The sequence below is a fragment of the Paenibacillus sp. AK002 genome (assembly GCF_053903045.1).
Map to the genome: position 1 here is coordinate 1,978,830 of NZ_CP096377.1, position 16,041 is coordinate 1,994,870.

A 16,041-nucleotide genomic window follows, 5' to 3' on the forward strand; every position below is an offset into this window, starting at 1 on the left:
GGTCCGCTTCGACGGCTGCCGGGTGGTCTTTTGCTGGTAAAGATTGCAATCCGGAAAGAAGGAAGGCACCGGCCGTGATTATTTTTACTAAGGAACCGGAATATGGTATAGTTTTTCGTATGAAATTGAGGTGACGAATTTGTTTGAAATGTTAATTCCAAAGCTCCGTGTCAACACGGTTTTTGATATTAACCTGGAGGAATTATATGAGCAGGGGTATCGTGGAATCATTACCGATTTGGACAATACCCTTGTTGGGGCCAAGGCGCCGCTGGCCACGCCGGAATTGGTCGTTTGGTTCAAAAGAGTGAAGGAGATCGGTTTCCAGCTCATCATCGTCTCGAATAATCAGCTCGAGCGCGTATCTAAATTCGCGACGCCGCTGGACATCCAGTATGTGCATGAAGCCCGCAAGCCAAGCAATACTCCGTTTCGCAAAGCGATGAAAATGATGGAGCTTACTCCGGAGAAAACGGTTGTTGTCGGCGACCAGATGCTGACCGACGTATACGGCGGGAATCGGCTCGGCTTGTATACGGTTCTGGTTATGCCAATCGCCATCAACGATGAAGGATGGTTTACCCGCCTTGTCAATCGTCGGGTGGAACGCATCGCCTTGACCCGTTTGCGCAAAAAAGGATTATGGATGGAGGAGGAACCGAAATCATGACGTTGCCTACAGGCGGAGATGACATCAAGAAGTGCAGCGGCTGCGGCATACAGCTTCAGAGCGCTGCACAGGACAAGCCGGGCTATTTGCCGGAGAAGGCTTGGGACCGCGACCCGGTGATTTGCCAGCGCTGTTTCCGTATCAAGAATTACAACGAGGCTTCTTCGGTCGCCGTAGACCAGGATGAATTTTTACGGCTGCTCGGACAGATCGGCGGCAAGAATGCGCTGGTCATTCACATCGTGGATCTTTTCGATTTTGAAGGAAGCCTGATTTCAGGGCTGCAGCGGTTTGTCGGCAACAATCCGGTGATTCTGGCGGTTAACAAAACCGATCTTCTGCCGAAGGTGACCAATTGGAACAAGGTTCTGAATTGGGTGCAGAAGCAGTGCAAGGAGCATGGCCTGAGAACGGAAGAGATCGTGCTCTGCAGCGCGAAGAAGAACCAAGGCTTTGAGCGGCTGCTGGAGACGGTTGCGCATTACAGGGGCGACCGGGACGTCTACGTGGTCGGCGCCACGAACGTGGGGAAATCCAGCTTGATCAATCGCCTGATCCGCGACTACAGCGATCTGGACCAGGAGCTGACCGTTTCCCGTTATCCCGGAACGACGCTCGATATGGTCAATATTCCGCTGGATGACGGCCGGTATATTATTGATACGCCGGGCATTGTGTACCCATGGCGCTACAGCGAACTCGTGAGCCGTGAGGATCTGGGGACGGTCATGCCGGAGAATCCGCTGAAGCCGATGGTATACCAGCTGAACGAAGGGCAGACCCTCTTCTTCGGCGGTTTCGCCCGCTTTGATTTTCTGCAAGGGGAGCATCAATCCTTTACTTGTTTCATCAGCGGCCGGCTCGGCATTCATCGGACCAAGCTGGAACGGGCGGATTCGCTATTTGCGGAGCATGCCGGGGAGCTGCTGTCCCCGCCGACCAAGGAACGGCTTGAAGAGCTTCCGGAATGGACGAGACACGAAATCCGTATTCCTAAAGGTGCGCGTCAAGACGTGTTTATCTCGGGAATCGGCTGGATCAAGATCAACGGTGAGCATGGAGCGCTTGTAGCGATTCATGTACCTAAAGGAATCAAAGTCCTGTCGCGTCCATCCCTGATATAAGTGATATATCCCCATGGTAACCGTCCGGCTATCATGGGAGAGGCAGAGGAGAAATGAAAGTGAATCCAATGAACGAGCGTGATTATTTGCTCCTTGGCGTAATGGGGGATCCCATCGGCCACTCGAAATCGCCGGCCATGCATGATGCGGCGATTAACGCCCTGGGTTTGTCAGGAGCGTACGTCCCCCTTCATATTCGTCCGCAGGGCCTGGGCGACGCCATTCAGGCCGTCAAAGCACTGGGATTTCGAGGGGTGAACGTAACGATCCCGCACAAGGTGGAAGTCATGAAGTATTTGGACGTCGTCGATGAAGGGGCACAGCGCATCGGTGCCGTGAACACCATCGTCAATGACAACGGCAAATTGACGGGTTACAATACGGACGGCATCGGATATGTTCGTTCATTAAAGGATGAAGCCTGTCCCGACCTGAAGGGAAAGCGCATCGTTGTCATCGGTGCGGGCGGCGCCGCAAGAGGCATCATCTATGCCCTCATCGGCGAAGGGCCCGAGAAGATATCCATTGTAAATCGGACGTCCGCCAAAGCATTGGCGCTTGCCGAGGAGTGGAGCTCGCTTGCGGACTTGAGAGGGTACGGAGAGGAAGATGCCGGAGAGGCGTTGTCGGATGCCGATGTAATCATTAACACGACCTCTGTGGGCATGTTTCCCCGGATTTCGGAGCTTCCCATTCCGCCGGAGTCCATACGCGAAGGGATCATTGTCAGCGATTTGATCTACAATCCGTTGAAGACCGAGCTGCTGCGGCAAGGGGAGCTTCGGCGATGCACCATACACGGCGGGCTTGGAATGTTCATTAATCAAGGCGCCTATGCATTCGAATATTGGACGGGTCTGACGGCACCCGTGCAGGCCATGAAGGAAGCCGTTCTGACCAGCTTCCAATCCGAGGCTTAATATCTTTGTTTATTGATTAATGCTTATGCAAAAGCTACAATATAGCTTTCGACAAGCGCCAGGTTTTAATAATTGAATGTTTAAGGAGTAATGACCAAGCATGTTAACAGGAAAGCAAAAACGACATTTACGCTCGCTCGCCCATCATCTGGATCCGCTGTTCCAGGTAGGCAAGGGAGGCAGCAACGAGCATCTGATCCGTCATATCTCCGAGGCGATCGAGAAGCGGGAACTCATGAAGGTATCCGTGCTCAACAACTGTCTTGAAGACCCGCGCGAAATCGCCCAGGAGCTTGCTGAAGGAGCCGGAGCCGAGCTGGTGCAGGTTATCGGCAAGACGATCGTGCTTTATAAAGAATCGAAAGACCACAAAACCATCGAGCTGCCGTAAGGGAGCCGGACGGCTCCAACTTAGCGGATATTAATAACTCTCTTATTAGGGGAGGTGAACCCGGATGAAGGTAGGGATAATGGGCGGAACCTTCGATCCCATTCATATCGGGCATATGCTCGCAGCGGAATGCGCGCGGGACGCTTACGATCTGGAAGAGGTGTGGTTTATGCCAAGCCACATCCCGCCGCACAAGGAAGATGCCGGCGTAACGGGCCTGATGAGGCTGGAGATGACCGCTGAAGCCGTAGCCGACCATCCGTCGTTTCGTACGTTGGATTGGGAAGTGAAACGCGGCGGCGTCTCCTACACGGTAGATACGGTCAGAGAGCTGCGCGATGCGTACCCCGAGCATGACTTCTACTTCATTATCGGTGCGGATATGGTTGCGTATCTTCCCAAGTGGAACCGGATCGGCGAACTGGCGGAAATGCTGACTTTTATCGGGCTTAACCGTCCCGGAACCAAACTATCGGTGGATGATCTGCCTGATTTTCTGCAAAAGGCGGTTGTCACGGCTGAGATGCCGCTGATCGAAATCTCCTCCACCATCATTCGGAGCCGAGCGGCATCAGGTTCGTCCATCCGTTATATGGTGCCGGACCGAGTATACGATTATATTGTTAGGAGCGGTATTTATGGATTACAGCCGTGATGAACTCATAGAAGCCGTATCCTCCCAGATGCCGGCCAAGCGCTGGGAGCACACCAAAGGCGTCATGGAAACCGCGGTCATCCTTGCCGGCAGGTTCGGAGCCGACCCGGTTAAGGCCGAATTGGCCGCCATCCTGCATGACGTGGCCAAATACTGGCCCGTGCAAAAGCTTCATCAGATGATGGTGGAGCATAAGCTCTCCGACGAGCTGCTCCATTACGACAAACAGCTTTGGCATGCTGAAGTCGGGGCATTCGTAGCGGAGCACGAATATGGCGTAACGGATGCCGAAGTGCTTGACGCCATCCGGTACCATACGTCGGGGCGCATCGGCATGACGCTCCTTGACAAGGTGGTCTGCCTGGCGGATTATATGGAACCGGGGCGGGATTTCCCCGGCGTGAATAATATTCGCGAACTGGCCAACCATAGCCTTGAAGAGGCGCTTGCAGCCGGTTTTGATTCGACGATTGGATATCTGCTCTCGCGCAGACAAATCATTTTTCCGTTGACGGTGCTAGCCCGCAACGATCTAATTAAGCAATTGGAGGCGAATTCATGACGTTGAAACCGAATGAATTGTTAAATGTGGCCGTAGCTGCCGCTGAAGATAAAAAAGCGATGGATATCGTGGTCCTGGATCTCAGAGGGATTTCCCTGATCGCCGACTATTTTGTCATTTGCCACGGTAACTCGGATACCCAGGTTCAAGCGATCGCAACCGAGGTCCGCAAACGGGCTCATGACGAGGGCGTGGCATTGCGCGGACTGGAAGGAATGGACGCTGCCCGTTGGGTGCTGATGGACCTTGGCGACGTGATCGTTCATATTTTCCACCGCGATGAGCGGGAATACTACAACATCGAGCGTCTGTGGTCGGATGCCAAAGTGGTGGAGAACGTATGAGTCTGATTGCCGGCACATTAACGAAACTCGTTGTATCCAGGGAAGTGTCCCCTTACGGTTATTTTCTGGATGGCGGAGATCGGGATGTGCTTCTTCACTATTCGGAGCTTACGGGTAAGATCGAGCCGGGGGATACGATAGAGGTCTTTATATTCTTCGATACGGAAGACCGCCTGGCCGCAACGATGAAGAAGCCGTACCTAACACTGGGCGAAACGGCGAAGCTTGAAGTGGCCGACGTCCATCCGCGCCTCGGCTGTTTCCTCGAGATGGGACTTGGCAGGCAGCTGTTGCTTCCGATCCGGGAATTGCCGGAGCTGCGGGAGCTTCACCCGCAAGTGGGAGACCACGTGTTTGTGATCATGGAGCATGATAAGCAAGGCCGGCTGCGAGCGAAACTCGCCGGAGAACAAGAGCTTGCTCCGCTTGCGTTCCATGCGCCGGATTCGTGGAGGGGCCAATGGTTCACTGCCCTGGTGTATAAACCGCTCCAGATGGGCACGTTTGTCATCATCGACGGCGGCGTGGTCGGCTTCGGCGCGATCGGCATGATCCATTCCTCGGAACGGACGCGTATGCTGCGTCTTGGCGAAGAGGTAAAGGTTCGGGTCAGCCATATTCGGGAGGATGGCAGGGTCAACCTGTCCATGGTACCGCAAAAAGAGATCGGACGGACGGATGATGCAGACCGGCTGCTTGCTTTTCTGCAGGAGCGTCCCGGCCATGCGATGCCGTATTCGGATGAAACGCCGCCCGACATCATCAAGCAGCGTTTCGGCATCAGCAAATCCGCCTTTAAACGCGCCCTTGGCAAGCTGATGAAGGACGGGCTGGTTACGCAGAAGGACAGCTGGACGTATATGGTCAAAAAAGAGGAGAACTCCGGTTCAAACGAATAACCCGGCAACGCAGGGGAAGCTTCTAAGAAAGTGGTGTCATCATGTTGTCTTACCGCAAGTTTGCTTACGTATATGATCAACTCATGGAAGACATGCCGTACCCGGACTGGATCCGCTTTGCGAGAACCGCCTGGGAGAAGCACGGAATGCCAAAAAGCGTCGTCGAGCTCGGATGCGGGACAGGCAGCATCACCATACCGCTCGTCAACTCCGGTTTTGAAGTAACGGGGATTGACCTGTCAGCGGATATGCTGTCGGTTGCCAGACGCAAGCTGGAGGGCACGCCTCAGGGACATCGCTTGTTCCGTGAAGGGAGCGTTCGCTGGGTGCAGCAGGATATGCGTTCCTGGGAGCTGCCCGAGCAGGTGGATTCCGTCATTTCATTTTGTGATTGTGTGAACTACCTGCTGGAGGAGAAGGACATCCGCTCCGCTTTTGCAAGGACCTACAACGGTCTCAAGGAAGGCGGCACGTTCCTGTTTGACGTGCATCACCCCAATACGCTGCTGCGATACGACGAAGAGCAGCCATTTGTTCTGGATGAACGGGAAGTGTCCTATATATGGACATGCGACCTGGATGAACGCCGGATGGAGATTGAACATCACCTCTCCATTTTTGCACGGGATGACCAAGACCGAACGATCTACCGCCGCTTTGAAGAAACGCATGTCCAGCGGGGATATGACCCGGAATGGATGAAGGTTGAGCTGATCAAGGCCGGATTCCGGGACGTGAAATGCTATGCCGATTTTGAGTGGACGGAAGCGGGTCAGGATGCATCCAGGCTGTTCTACGTTGCCGTAAAATAAACGAATACCCTTAGGAGAAGGCACGCTTCTTCGTCTATTCAGGACGGAGGAGGTGCCTTTTTGGTTATATAAGAGTGCCTATACTTCGAGTCCGGAATTTTTCAAAAATCGCTGCGGATGCGACGGCTCATCGCGGTCTGTTCTCAAGAGAAACACGTCGATAGACTCAGTTCTTGCGTCAATGGGCGACTCATTATATTCAAAGACATTTCTTTTCGGCTTTATTTGACTGTGGTTAAGGTTCATGGGAAGGGATATGGGTTTGCTTTCGGGACTGTGCTACGATGGGGGATAGATAGGATGAGCAGATATGAGAGCGCTATCTTTCGGGAGGCTTTTGACCTGCCGGAACGCACTGAATGACATCATATGAGTTCAACGTTGGTCAAATGATGCATAAGCTAATAAATTTGGTCGAGAGAGGATGAATGATCATGAAACTGTCCGTATTTACGGTCGCCACCCCTGATTTACTGCCGGAGGAATTGGCCCAAGCGGCGGCGGATGCCGGTATCGAAGGGATCGAGTGGCGCTTCAAGGAAATTCCGGCAGAGGCTGCCGAAGAGAAGCCTTCCTTCTGGGGGCATAACCGCTGCTCCATCGATCCGAACGGCACGCAGGAAGATTGGCTCAGGTTTAAGCAAGCAGCCGACAAGCATGGCCGGCGCAGTCTTGCGGTCGTTCCTTATCTGACCTGCGGCGACGTGGAAGCGACGGAGAAGGTCATGCAAGCGGCCAAGCTGATCGGAGCCTCTTTCATTCGTGTGGGGATTCCGGGATATAACCGAACGCGCAATTACAACGAGCTGTACGACCAGGCGGTCCGTTACCTTCATGAGGTGCAGGATCTTGCTGCCGCTTACGGGGTTAAAGCCGTGGTGGAAACCCATCATCTTACGATCACTCCGAGCGCCGGACTGACGCACCGGCTCGTATCCCACTTCAATCCGCAGCATATCGGCGTGCTATATGATCCGGGCAACATGGTCCATGAAGGTTACGAGAACTACCGGATGGGCTTGGAGCTTCTCGGTCCCTACGTGGCTCATGTCCATGTGAAAAACGGGGGTTATCGAAAAACGCCTTCCGAGGATGGAAGCTCGGCATCCTGGTCCGGAGAATGGGTCTCGCTTGACCAAGGGGCCGTCCCATGGAAGCAGGTCATACAGGACTTGCAATCGGTCGGCTACGAAGGTTACTACGGAATCGAGGATTTTAGCGGGACGTTTGAATCCAGGGAGATGCTGCTTCGTTTTGCCGAGCAGATGAAAATGTGGGCAGACCATAAACAAAGCGTATAGGACACTTATGAAGGAGGCGATAGATATGGAACAGGTAAGAGTAGGGGTTATCGGACTGGGGATGGGTTTTTCGCATGCCAGATCGCTTGCAGCGGGGCGGATTTCGGGGGCGCGGCTTAGCGCCATATGCGACCTCAACGCGGCCAAGCAGGAAGAAGCGCGGGCTACGCTCCCATCGGACGTGAAAATTTGGAGTGACGCGGATGCTATGATCTCTTCGGGAGAGATCGATGCGGTGATTATTGCAACGCCCCATTATGCCCATCCTCAAGTGGCGATCGCGTGCCTGAATCAAGGACTCCACGTCCTGATTGAGAAGCCGGCGGGCGTGTATACGAAGCAGGTGCGGGAAATGAACCGCGCGGCCGAAGCCAGCGGCAAAGTGTTCTCGATCATGTACAATCAGCGCTGCAATCCGCTGTATAAAAAGCTTAGAGAGCTCATTGAGGCCGGCGAGCTCGGCGAAGTCCGGCGGATGAATTGGATCGTCACGAATTGGTACCGCTCACAGAGTTATTACGATTCGGGCGGATGGCGCGCTACCTGGGCGGGAGAAGGCGGAGGCGTCCTGATTAACCAATCTCCGCACCAGCTGGATCTGTGGCAGTGGACGACCGGCATGATGCCGAAGCGAATCCGCGCATTTTGTTCCTTCGGCAAGTACCGGAACATTGAAGTGGAAGACGACGTGACGGCTTATGCCGAATACGAGAACGGCGCCACGGCCGTCTTCATAACGACAACGGGGGAAGCGCCGGGCACGAACCGGTATGAAGTGACGGGAGACCGCGGTAAAATCGTCATCGAGGACGGCAAGCTTACCTTCTGGCGTCTTCGGGTGCCTGAACCGGAGTTCAATCAGCAGTATACCGGGGGCTTCGGCGAACCGGAATGCTGGAAATGCGAGGTGCCGATCTCGGGAGACAATCCTCAGCATAATGGCATCATCCAGAACTTTGCGGACGCCATTTTGCACGGAACGCCATTGATTGCGCCGGGCGAAGAGGGAATCCACGGATTGACCCTATCCAATGCCATGCACCTGTCCACTTGGACCGACAATTGGGTAGACCTGCCTTTGGATGAAGATCTGTATTACGAGATGCTGCAAGAACGGATAGCGAATTCGTCCACCAGGAAAACGGTCAAGGAGATCGGGCCGGTGGATATGAGCAAGACGTTTGGCGCTTATTAAATTACAATCGGGAGGCTCTTGGTATGGACCGCAGCAATGGAATGCTCTATGCGCCGGTGGGCAAGGCCCAGCCGGTGTGCAAGCCCGGAGAATTTATTTTTGCAGCCATGTCGCTGGAGCATGGCCATATATACGGCATGTGCAACGGCTTGATTGAGGCCGGGGCGACGCTGAAGTGGGTGTATGACCCAGACCCCGCCAAGGTTGCGGCTTTTTGCAAGGCATACCCGGGGGCAGCCGCGGCTTCCTCCGAGGCCCAGGTGCTGGAAGATGCCGAAGTTCATCTGGTGGCGGCTGCCGCCATTCCTTCGGAGAGGTGCGAGCTCGGCCTGAAGGTCATGTCGCACGGCAAGGATTATTTCACGGATAAAACGCCGTTCACCACGCTGGAGCAGGTGAACGCTGCACGCGCGAAAGCCGCGGAGACGGGCAAGAAATACATGGTCTATTACAGTGAACGGCTGCATGTGGAGAGTGCCGTCCATGCCGGGAAGCTGATTCAGGACGGGGCGATCGGGCGAGTGGTTCAAGTGATGGGAACAGGACCGCACCGTTTGAATGCGTCCTCCCGCCCGGACTGGTTTTTCCGTCATCAACAGTACGGGGGCATCCTGTGTGACATCGGCTCCCACCAGATCGAACAATTTTTGTTTTATGCGGGATGCCGCGATGCCAAGGTGATCAGCAGCAAGGTGGGCAATTATGCGAATCCGGAATACCCCGAGCTGGAGGATTTTGGAGATGCAACGCTGGTGGGAGACAATGGAGCCACCAATTATTTCCGCGTCGATTGGCTGACGCCCGGAGGACTTGGCACTTGGGGCGATGGCAGAACCTTTATTCTGGGAACGGAAGGATACATCGAGCTTCGCAAATACATCGATATCGCAAGGCATCCGCAGGGGGATCATCTGTACTTGGTTAACGGCGAAGGAGAGTTTCATATGGAACTTCAGGGGAAAGTGGGCTATCCGTTTTTCGGGGAGCTTATTCTGGACTGCCTGGAACGCACGGAACATGCCATGTCCCAGGAGCATGCCTTCAAGGCCGGAGAATTGTGCGTGATTGCCCAAAATGAAGCCGTGCGCATTCCGTAAAATCATTTATAATAGAGAAAACCCCGTTACGTTGAGGGTTGGGGGTTAGACAACTCCAAAATCGCTAAAGGGGCGATTCTCTAAAATGACCTCATCTGTCGATATGATGCCAGGCTTTGACCGCATGCAGCTTCAAGCGCCGTTCGATCTGACCTATTACAATGAACAGCCGCTGTCGGGAGGGCAGTTTCACTCGCATGCTTTTTATGAAATCTATTATTTCCATGAGGGACGCTGCACGTATTTGATAGGCGATTCCGTGTTTACCCTGAAACCGGGGGATCTGCTCCTGATGAACGGGCTTACGCTGCACTGTCCGAATGTTGAACCCGATTCCAGATATGTCAGGAGCATTCTGCATTTTGATCCGGCCTGGATCTGCAAGGGGCTTTCGGAGACGGCCAAATCGATATTGCTGGACCCCTTCGAAACGCTGCGGAATCACCGCATGACGCTGACGGGGGAGAACCGGGAAGAATTCGAAGGGATGCTGGCCGACATACACCGCCTGTCGTCCTCCACGGCCAGGTTTCGCCAGGAGCGGATGACCCTTCGAATCCAGGAGATGATGTACGTCATCGCCGATTGGTGTCAGGCCGCCGTGCAGGATCACGACGCGATCTCGGAGAAGGAGCGGCATGTCCAGCATGTCGTCTCGTTTGTCGAGGAAAATTATATGCTGGATCTGACGCTGGAGGGAATCGCCCGCGACATGCATATCACGAAGCACTACTTATCCTCCTTATTCAAGGAAGTGACCGGAACGACGGTGTTCAAATATGTGTATCACCGGCGGATCAACCAGGCAAAAATCATGCTTAGGCTCCACCCCCATCTGAGCATAACGGAGATCAGCCAGGCGTCCGGTTTCAAGCATTTGGCCCATTTCAGCCGGATGTTCAAGGCCATGGTCGGGACGACGCCGGAATATTACCGCAGAAGCGGAGAAGAGCTTTCGTTGACTTGACCGCGCTTTTTGGGTATAATAGCCACATTAAAACGGTAATATGAACGCGATGATGAGGATCAATCGTTCCAATTTCGATCATGCAGAGAGCCGGTGTCTGGTGAAAACCGGTTGACGATAGGGATGAACTCGCCTCGGAGCAATGGTGTTAACCCGGCCGTCGGAGGGCTGTATTCCGGCAGCATCGGCCGATGAAGCATCGTCGTCTTATCCGCGATAAGGATGCAAAGGGAGCGAAAGGCAAAGCATGCCTTTGGCTAACTAGGGTGGTACCACGGGAATCAAACCTCTCGTCCCTAGCGATCAACGCTATGGATGATGAGGTTTTTTTGTTTTTTTGGGCAATGGCGCAGGCCTTGCCTCTCGACTGTGAAGGAGGAGCAATGAAGTATGACGGACAATCAACCAACCGGCCACGGCTACCAGCCGCAGGCCATCGAACCGAAGTGGCAGCAATACTGGGATGAGAACAAAACCTTTAAAACGGAAGATGCCTCGTCCAAACCGAAATTTTACGCGCTGGATATGTTTCCGTACCCATCGGGCGCAGGCCTGCACGTAGGACACCCGGAGGGATACACGGCAACGGACATCGTGTCCCGCTACAAGCGGATGCGCGGATACAACGTTCTTCATCCGATGGGATGGGACGCCTTCGGCCTGCCGGCAGAGCAGTATGCGATGGACACGGGCAAACATCCTCGTGAGTTCACCGTGCAGAATATCGATACGTTCCGCCGCCAGATCAAATCCCTCGGGTTCTCGTATGACTGGGACCGCGAGATCAGCACCACCGATCCGGAATATTACAAATGGACGCAGTGGATCTTTATCCAGCTCTATAAACGCGGCTTGGCCTATGTGGCCGAGGTTCCGGTAAACTGGTGCGAAGCGCTCGGCACCGTGCTGGCGAACGAAGAGGTCATCGACGGCAAGAGCGAACGCGGAGGCCATCCGGTCGTACGCAAGCCGATGCGCCAATGGATCCTGCGCATTACCGAATATGCGGATCGCCTGCTGGAGGATCTGGACGAGCTGGACTGGAGCGAAAGCCTGAAGGATATGCAGCGCAACTGGATCGGCAAATCCACGGGCGCCGAGGTCCGTTTTGACATCGAAGGGTATGATGGTCATCTGGAGGTGTTCACCACTCGTCCGGATACGCTGTTCGGGGCAAGCTACTGCGTCCTGGCACCGGAGCATGACCTCGTGGACAAAATTGCGACAGCCGATCAGCGCGATGCGGTGAAGGCTTATCAGGATCAGGCAGCACGTAAAAGCGACCTGGAGCGGACGGATCTGGCCAAGGATAAAACCGGCGTATTCACGGGTGCGTATGCCATCAACCCGGTCAACGGCGCCAAGGTGCCGATCTGGATCGCGGATTACGTGCTTGCCGGCTACGGCACGGGGGCCATTATGGCGGTTCCGGGACATGACAGCCGGGACTGGGAGTTTGCGAAGCAATTCGGTCTTCCGATCATTGAAGTCGTTCAAGGCGGAAACGTCGAGGAGGAAGCATATACCGGCAGCGGCGCGCACGTAAATTCCGGCTTCCTGAACGGGCTGGATAATGAAGAGGCTATTCTGGCGATGAATGAATGGCTGGAGAAAGAGGGCAAGGGCAAGAAGAAGGTGACCTACCGTCTGCGCGACTGGCTGTTCAGCCGTCAACGCTATTGGGGCGAGCCGATTCCGATTCTGCATCTGGAAGACGGAACGATGAAAACCGTGCCGGAAGATCAGCTTCCATTGCTTCTGCCAGATGTGGATCAGATTAAACCGTCCGGCACCGGCGAATCGCCGCTGGCCAACGTGACGGAGTGGGTCGAAACGGTTGATCCCGAAACGGGTATGAAAGCCCGCCGCGAAACCAATACGATGCCGCAATGGGCCGGCAGCTGCTGGTACTACCTGCGTTACATCGATCCGGATAACCATGATGAACTGTGCTCCAAGGAGAAGCAGAAGGAATGGCTGCCGGTTGACCTGTACATCGGCGGCGTGGAGCATGCTGTGCTTCACTTGCTGTATGCGCGCTTCTGGCACAAAGTATTGTATGACCTGGGCGTCGTCGATACGAAGGAGCCTTTCCAGAAGCTGGTCAATCAGGGCATGATCCTGGGGAACAACAATGAGAAAATGAGTAAATCCCGCGGCAACGTCATCAATCCGGACGATATCGTGAACGAGTATGGCGCTGACACGCTGCGCGTATACGAGATGTTCATGGGGCCGCTGGAAGCGACGAAGCCATGGAACACCAACGGCGTTGAAGGAACGCACCGTTTCCTTTCCCGCGTATGGCGCCTGTTCATCGGAGACGACGGTCAATTGAATCCTAAAATCGTGGATGGCGAGGGTACGGACGAATTCAAACGCACGCTGCACAAAACGATTAAGAAAGTGACCGACGACTTTGAGCATCTGCGCTTTAACACAGCGATCAGCCAGTTGATGATATTCATCAACGAGGGGTACAAAACGGAAGTGCTTCCTCGCAAGGCGATGGAGAACTTCGTCCAACTGCTTTCCCCGCTTGCCCCTCACCTGGCTGAAGAGCTGTGGAGCCGTTTAGGCTACACGGAGAGCGTAACCTACGTGCCTTGGCCTGAGTTTGACGAGGCTTGGACCGTAGAGGCAGAAGTCGAGATCGTGGTGCAAGTCAACGGCAAAATCGTGGAACGCGCCAAAATCGCGAAAGACATGGACCAAGAAGCCATGCAACAACATAGCCTCTCCCTTCCAAATGTCAAGCAGGCGCTGGAAGGCAAGAGTATTCGCAAAATCATTGCCGTGCCGGGTAAACTGGTCAATATCGTGGCCGGTTAATCGTAAAACCGAAGGCAGCATCCAGTTTGGCCAAATCCTCCTCATACTTGTCGTGTGTGGTTTGGATCAATTGGTAGAACAACCCGTTCAGGTTCGATTCCAGCAGTGCCAGAGCCTGGGCCGTGATGCCTCCGGGAACCGCCACCCGCTTTTGCAGCTCTTCGGGGGAGAAGCCCTCCTCCGTTAGCAGCTTGCCGGTGCCAAGCAGCATTTCGCCGGCTAGTGCATTGAGGGACCTGCGGTCGATTCCGGTCATTTCAACGGCAGCGTCGATCCATTTTTCCATGAATAAACTTAAAAAAGCAGGCCCGCAGCTGGAGAAATCGGAAGTGATTCGCGTGTGCGATTCCAGTATCTTGAGCGGCCTGCTGATATAAGACAGGAGGCTTTCTATAAGCTGCCTGTCTTCTTCTTTTATTCGGGAACCATACATGCATAACGATGCTCCGCCTCCGGTGATGTTAGTGATGCTCGGTATGATTTTCGCTACCTTGCAAGGCAGCGATGATTCCAGATGGATCAGTTGGACCGGACTCGTGATGGATATGGCGATTTGCCGGGTTTCGAGCCGATCCTTGATTTCGCCGATGACCGTTTTGAATTCCAGCGGCTTGATACATAAAAACAGCAGGTCGCTTTGAGAAGCCGTCTCCGTGTTAGAGCTGCATACCGTCAGACCGGGATGACGTTTTGCCAGCTGCAGCGGCTTTTCAGGGCTTCGGTTGCTGACCCGAATCTGCTCAGGCAGGAGTGCGCCCGATTGAATGAAGGCATCGATCAACAGACTACCCATGCTGCCCGTACCGATAAAACCGACCTTCATGTGTAAGTTCCCTCCTTTCGCGCTTTACGGCAGAAATGTACCGTCCTTACGTTTAATGTATGCGGGGAAGATGCCGATTCATGACGGTTTTTCATGCGATTTCGGGGGGGAAGCCGAAGATTATTCCAGAGTTTGTACGAATTGAACTTTGAAGTTAAGGAGAGGTCTTTTGATGAAACGGATATCTTTAGGTTGGAGCCTTGCCGCAACGCTTGCGGGCTGCGGACTCATCTTGTTTGCCGGCGGCACGGAACAGGGAATCGAGGGCTGGCAGCCGTTAAACGAACAGCTGGAGCAAGTCATGACCATGGAGGAGAGCGCCGGTCCGAAGGCGCTTGCTTCCGATTCCCGGGATAAGGATGCGGGAGGGGCTGCAGCCCCTGCCGACACTCGAACGGATTTTTCTGATGCTGCAAAGACCGCTCAGGGTGGACAAGGCGAGCCCGCTACGAACGCGAAGGAACCGATGGCAAGTCTGGACCCGGCTGCTGCGGCCGGGAACGGCCAAGCAGCGGAACCCTACCCATCTTCAGCTTCTGCACAGGCAGTCGTTTCTCCGGCTTCATCCCCTACGGAGCCTGTCGGGGAACCGGTCTCTGCCAATGAATCTCCAGCGCTGCCGCCGTCCATTCCGGATCCGTCCGGATTGATCAATGTGAATACGGCGGATGCAGCCACGCTGATGGAGCTGCCCGGCATTGGCGAGGCCAAGGCCAAGGCTATTATCGATTACCGGAATCAGTTCGGCCCGTTTCGAACTCAGGCCGACTTGATGAACGTAAAGGGCATCGGGCCCAAAATGCTGGAGAAGATGAAGCCTTACGTAGGACTTTAGCTATGTGCTACAATAAAGGAGATATTGACAAGGAACAGGTGACAGAAGATGAGTGCAGATCAACGTAAAGATTGGGATACTTATTTCATGGATATTGCCTTTATGGTATCTACCCGTTCTCAATGCCCTCGGCGTCATGTGGGAGCGGTGCTGGTGCAGGGCAAGAAGCTGCTCGGGACGGCTTATAACGGCGCGCCGATGGGGGTGCCGGATTGCTCGGAAGCAGGTTGTATGATCGCGGAGGATTATGAATTGGTCGTGCAGGACGGCAAGGAAAGCATGGTGAAGAAGCAGCGCTGCATCCGCACGATTCATGCCGAGCAGAATCTGCTGCTGTTCACGGACCGGATCGACAGGGAGGGCAGTACGGTGTACGTGACAGACGAGCCTTGCTGGACCTGTGCGAACATGCTTGCCAACAGCGGCATTGTCGAGGTTGTGTTCCATCGTCCTTATCCCAAGGACTCCGGCAAGGTGTCCCGCATGATGGAACAGAAGGGGATTTCGTTCCGGCAGCTTGAAGCATACGAGCCGCCGCGCGAAACCTTGATGACGGTAGCGGAATAAATCATGCATTGACGATTGTGAATGATAGGAATAGGAAGTTATGGAGG

At 54.4% G+C, this 16,041-nt stretch carries 17 protein-coding genes and 1 other annotated feature; of the genes, 16 read left to right on the forward strand and 1 reads right to left on the reverse strand.

Going from position 1 to position 16,041, the window contains the following annotated elements; translation table 11 throughout:
* The first annotated feature begins 139 nt into the window (after window positions 1-139).
* From M1D70_RS08460 to leuS, 14 genes are all read left to right on the forward strand, one after another.
* Complete coding sequence (locus tag M1D70_RS08460) at window positions 140-670, forward strand: YqeG family HAD IIIA-type phosphatase (protein WP_009592142.1); 531 nt, start codon at window positions 140-142, stop codon at window positions 668-670.
* Window positions 667-1,794, forward strand: coding sequence for a ribosome biogenesis GTPase YqeH (yqeH, locus tag M1D70_RS08465; protein ID WP_456289631.1), 1,128 nt, complete (start codon window positions 667-669; stop codon window positions 1,792-1,794). Before M1D70_RS08460 ends, yqeH begins: the two co-directional genes overlap by 4 nt.
* Window positions 1,795-1,847: 53 nt before the next feature.
* Window positions 1,848-2,714 (forward strand): shikimate dehydrogenase, encoded by an 867-nt coding sequence (locus M1D70_RS08470; RefSeq protein ID WP_456289632.1) that lies wholly within the window; start codon window positions 1,848-1,850, stop codon window positions 2,712-2,714.
* A gap of 100 nt (window positions 2,715-2,814) precedes the next feature.
* Window positions 2,815-3,105, forward strand: a complete 291-nt coding sequence (gene yhbY, locus M1D70_RS08475; RefSeq protein WP_009592173.1) for a ribosome assembly RNA-binding protein YhbY — start codon at window positions 2,815-2,817, stop codon at window positions 3,103-3,105.
* Between the two features lie 64 nt (window positions 3,106-3,169).
* Complete coding sequence (gene nadD, locus M1D70_RS08480) at window positions 3,170-3,760, forward strand: nicotinate-nucleotide adenylyltransferase (RefSeq protein ID WP_456289633.1); 591 nt, start codon at window positions 3,170-3,172, stop codon at window positions 3,758-3,760.
* Window positions 3,744-4,322 (forward strand): bis(5'-nucleosyl)-tetraphosphatase (symmetrical) YqeK, encoded by a 579-nt coding sequence (gene yqeK, locus M1D70_RS08485; protein ID WP_009592200.1) that lies wholly within the window; start codon window positions 3,744-3,746, stop codon window positions 4,320-4,322. The genes nadD and yqeK overlap by 17 nt, the downstream gene beginning before the upstream one ends.
* On the forward strand, window positions 4,319-4,666 hold the full coding sequence (gene rsfS, locus M1D70_RS08490) for a ribosome silencing factor (protein ID WP_009592160.1): 348 nt from the start codon (window positions 4,319-4,321) through the stop codon (window positions 4,664-4,666). The genes yqeK and rsfS overlap by 4 nt, the downstream gene beginning before the upstream one ends.
* Entirely contained in the window at window positions 4,663-5,565 is a 903-nt protein-coding gene (locus tag M1D70_RS08495; protein ID WP_456289634.1) for a CvfB family protein, read from the forward strand. The genes rsfS and M1D70_RS08495 overlap by 4 nt, the downstream gene beginning before the upstream one ends.
* A gap of 41 nt (window positions 5,566-5,606) precedes the next feature.
* The gene (locus tag M1D70_RS08500) at window positions 5,607-6,377 is read left to right on the forward strand and encodes a class I SAM-dependent DNA methyltransferase (protein ID WP_009589238.1); all 771 of its coding nucleotides are present in this window, start codon (window positions 5,607-5,609) and stop codon (window positions 6,375-6,377) included.
* A gap of 434 nt (window positions 6,378-6,811) precedes the next feature.
* Complete coding sequence (locus M1D70_RS08505; RefSeq protein WP_009589241.1) at window positions 6,812-7,678, forward strand: sugar phosphate isomerase/epimerase family protein; 867 nt, start codon at window positions 6,812-6,814, stop codon at window positions 7,676-7,678.
* A gap of 25 nt (window positions 7,679-7,703) precedes the next feature.
* Window positions 7,704-8,873, forward strand: coding sequence for a Gfo/Idh/MocA family protein (locus M1D70_RS08510; RefSeq protein ID WP_456289635.1), 1,170 nt, complete (start codon window positions 7,704-7,706; stop codon window positions 8,871-8,873).
* 23 nt (window positions 8,874-8,896) lie between these two features.
* Window positions 8,897-9,970 (forward strand): Gfo/Idh/MocA family protein, encoded by a 1,074-nt coding sequence (locus tag M1D70_RS08515; RefSeq protein WP_009589239.1) that lies wholly within the window; start codon window positions 8,897-8,899, stop codon window positions 9,968-9,970.
* 85 nt (window positions 9,971-10,055) lie between these two features.
* Window positions 10,056-10,937, forward strand: coding sequence for an AraC family transcriptional regulator (locus tag M1D70_RS08520; RefSeq protein WP_009589236.1), 882 nt, complete (start codon window positions 10,056-10,058; stop codon window positions 10,935-10,937).
* A 40-nt stretch (window positions 10,938-10,977) separates the two neighbouring features.
* Window positions 10,978-11,238: a binding site (T-box leader), on the forward strand.
* 89 nt (window positions 11,239-11,327) lie between these two features.
* Window positions 11,328-13,769, forward strand: a complete 2,442-nt coding sequence (gene leuS, locus M1D70_RS08525; protein ID WP_456289636.1) for a leucine--tRNA ligase — start codon at window positions 11,328-11,330, stop codon at window positions 13,767-13,769.
* On the opposite strand, the gene comER is transcribed toward leuS, so the two are convergent.
* On the reverse strand, window positions 13,750-14,592 hold the full coding sequence (gene comER / locus M1D70_RS08530) for a late competence protein ComER (RefSeq protein ID WP_009590853.1): 843 nt from the start codon (window positions 14,590-14,592) through the stop codon (window positions 13,750-13,752). The two genes, leuS and comER, sit on opposite strands and share 20 nt — an antisense overlap.
* A 172-nt stretch (window positions 14,593-14,764) precedes the next feature.
* Between comER and M1D70_RS08535 the strand changes: the two genes are divergently transcribed.
* Together M1D70_RS08535 and M1D70_RS08540 are read left to right on the forward strand one after the other, a co-directional pair.
* Window positions 14,765-15,427 (forward strand): ComEA family DNA-binding protein, encoded by a 663-nt coding sequence (locus M1D70_RS08535; protein ID WP_456289637.1) that lies wholly within the window; start codon window positions 14,765-14,767, stop codon window positions 15,425-15,427.
* 48 nt (window positions 15,428-15,475) lie between these two features.
* A complete protein-coding gene (locus M1D70_RS08540; RefSeq protein WP_009590851.1) occupies window positions 15,476-15,994 on the forward strand; it encodes a deoxycytidylate deaminase in 519 nt (172 codons plus the stop codon).
* Window positions 15,995-16,041 lie beyond the last annotated feature (47 nt).

Bases quoted from the DNA above. Each gene is read 5' to 3' on its own strand.
- M1D70_RS08510 (WP_456289635.1), top strand. From the start codon at position 7,704: ATGGAACAGGTAAGAGTAGGGGTTATCGGACTGGGGATGGGTTTTTCG.
- M1D70_RS08535 (WP_456289637.1), top strand. From the start codon at position 14,765: ATGAAACGGATATCTTTAGGTTGGAGCCTTGCCGCAACGCTTGCGGGC.
- M1D70_RS08500 (WP_009589238.1), top strand. From the start codon at position 5,607: ATGTTGTCTTACCGCAAGTTTGCTTACGTATATGATCAACTCATGGAA.
- M1D70_RS08540 (WP_009590851.1), top strand. From the start codon at position 15,476: ATGAGTGCAGATCAACGTAAAGATTGGGATACTTATTTCATGGATATT.
- yhbY (WP_009592173.1), top strand. From the start codon at position 2,815: ATGTTAACAGGAAAGCAAAAACGACATTTACGCTCGCTCGCCCATCAT.
- M1D70_RS08470 (WP_456289632.1), top strand. From the start codon at position 1,848: ATGAAAGTGAATCCAATGAACGAGCGTGATTATTTGCTCCTTGGCGTA.
- leuS (WP_456289636.1), top strand. From the start codon at position 11,328: ATGACGGACAATCAACCAACCGGCCACGGCTACCAGCCGCAGGCCATC.
- yqeK (WP_009592200.1), top strand. From the start codon at position 3,744: ATGGATTACAGCCGTGATGAACTCATAGAAGCCGTATCCTCCCAGATG.
- nadD (WP_456289633.1), top strand. From the start codon at position 3,170: ATGAAGGTAGGGATAATGGGCGGAACCTTCGATCCCATTCATATCGGG.
- rsfS (WP_009592160.1), top strand. From the start codon at position 4,319: ATGACGTTGAAACCGAATGAATTGTTAAATGTGGCCGTAGCTGCCGCT.
- M1D70_RS08505 (WP_009589241.1), top strand. From the start codon at position 6,812: ATGAAACTGTCCGTATTTACGGTCGCCACCCCTGATTTACTGCCGGAG.
- M1D70_RS08515 (WP_009589239.1), top strand. From the start codon at position 8,897: ATGGACCGCAGCAATGGAATGCTCTATGCGCCGGTGGGCAAGGCCCAG.
- M1D70_RS08520 (WP_009589236.1), top strand. From the start codon at position 10,056: ATGACCTCATCTGTCGATATGATGCCAGGCTTTGACCGCATGCAGCTT.
- comER (WP_009590853.1), bottom strand. From the start codon at position 14,592: ATGAAGGTCGGTTTTATCGGTACGGGCAGCATGGGTAGTCTGTTGATC.
- M1D70_RS08495 (WP_456289634.1), top strand. From the start codon at position 4,663: ATGAGTCTGATTGCCGGCACATTAACGAAACTCGTTGTATCCAGGGAA.
- yqeH (WP_456289631.1), top strand. From the start codon at position 667: ATGACGTTGCCTACAGGCGGAGATGACATCAAGAAGTGCAGCGGCTGC.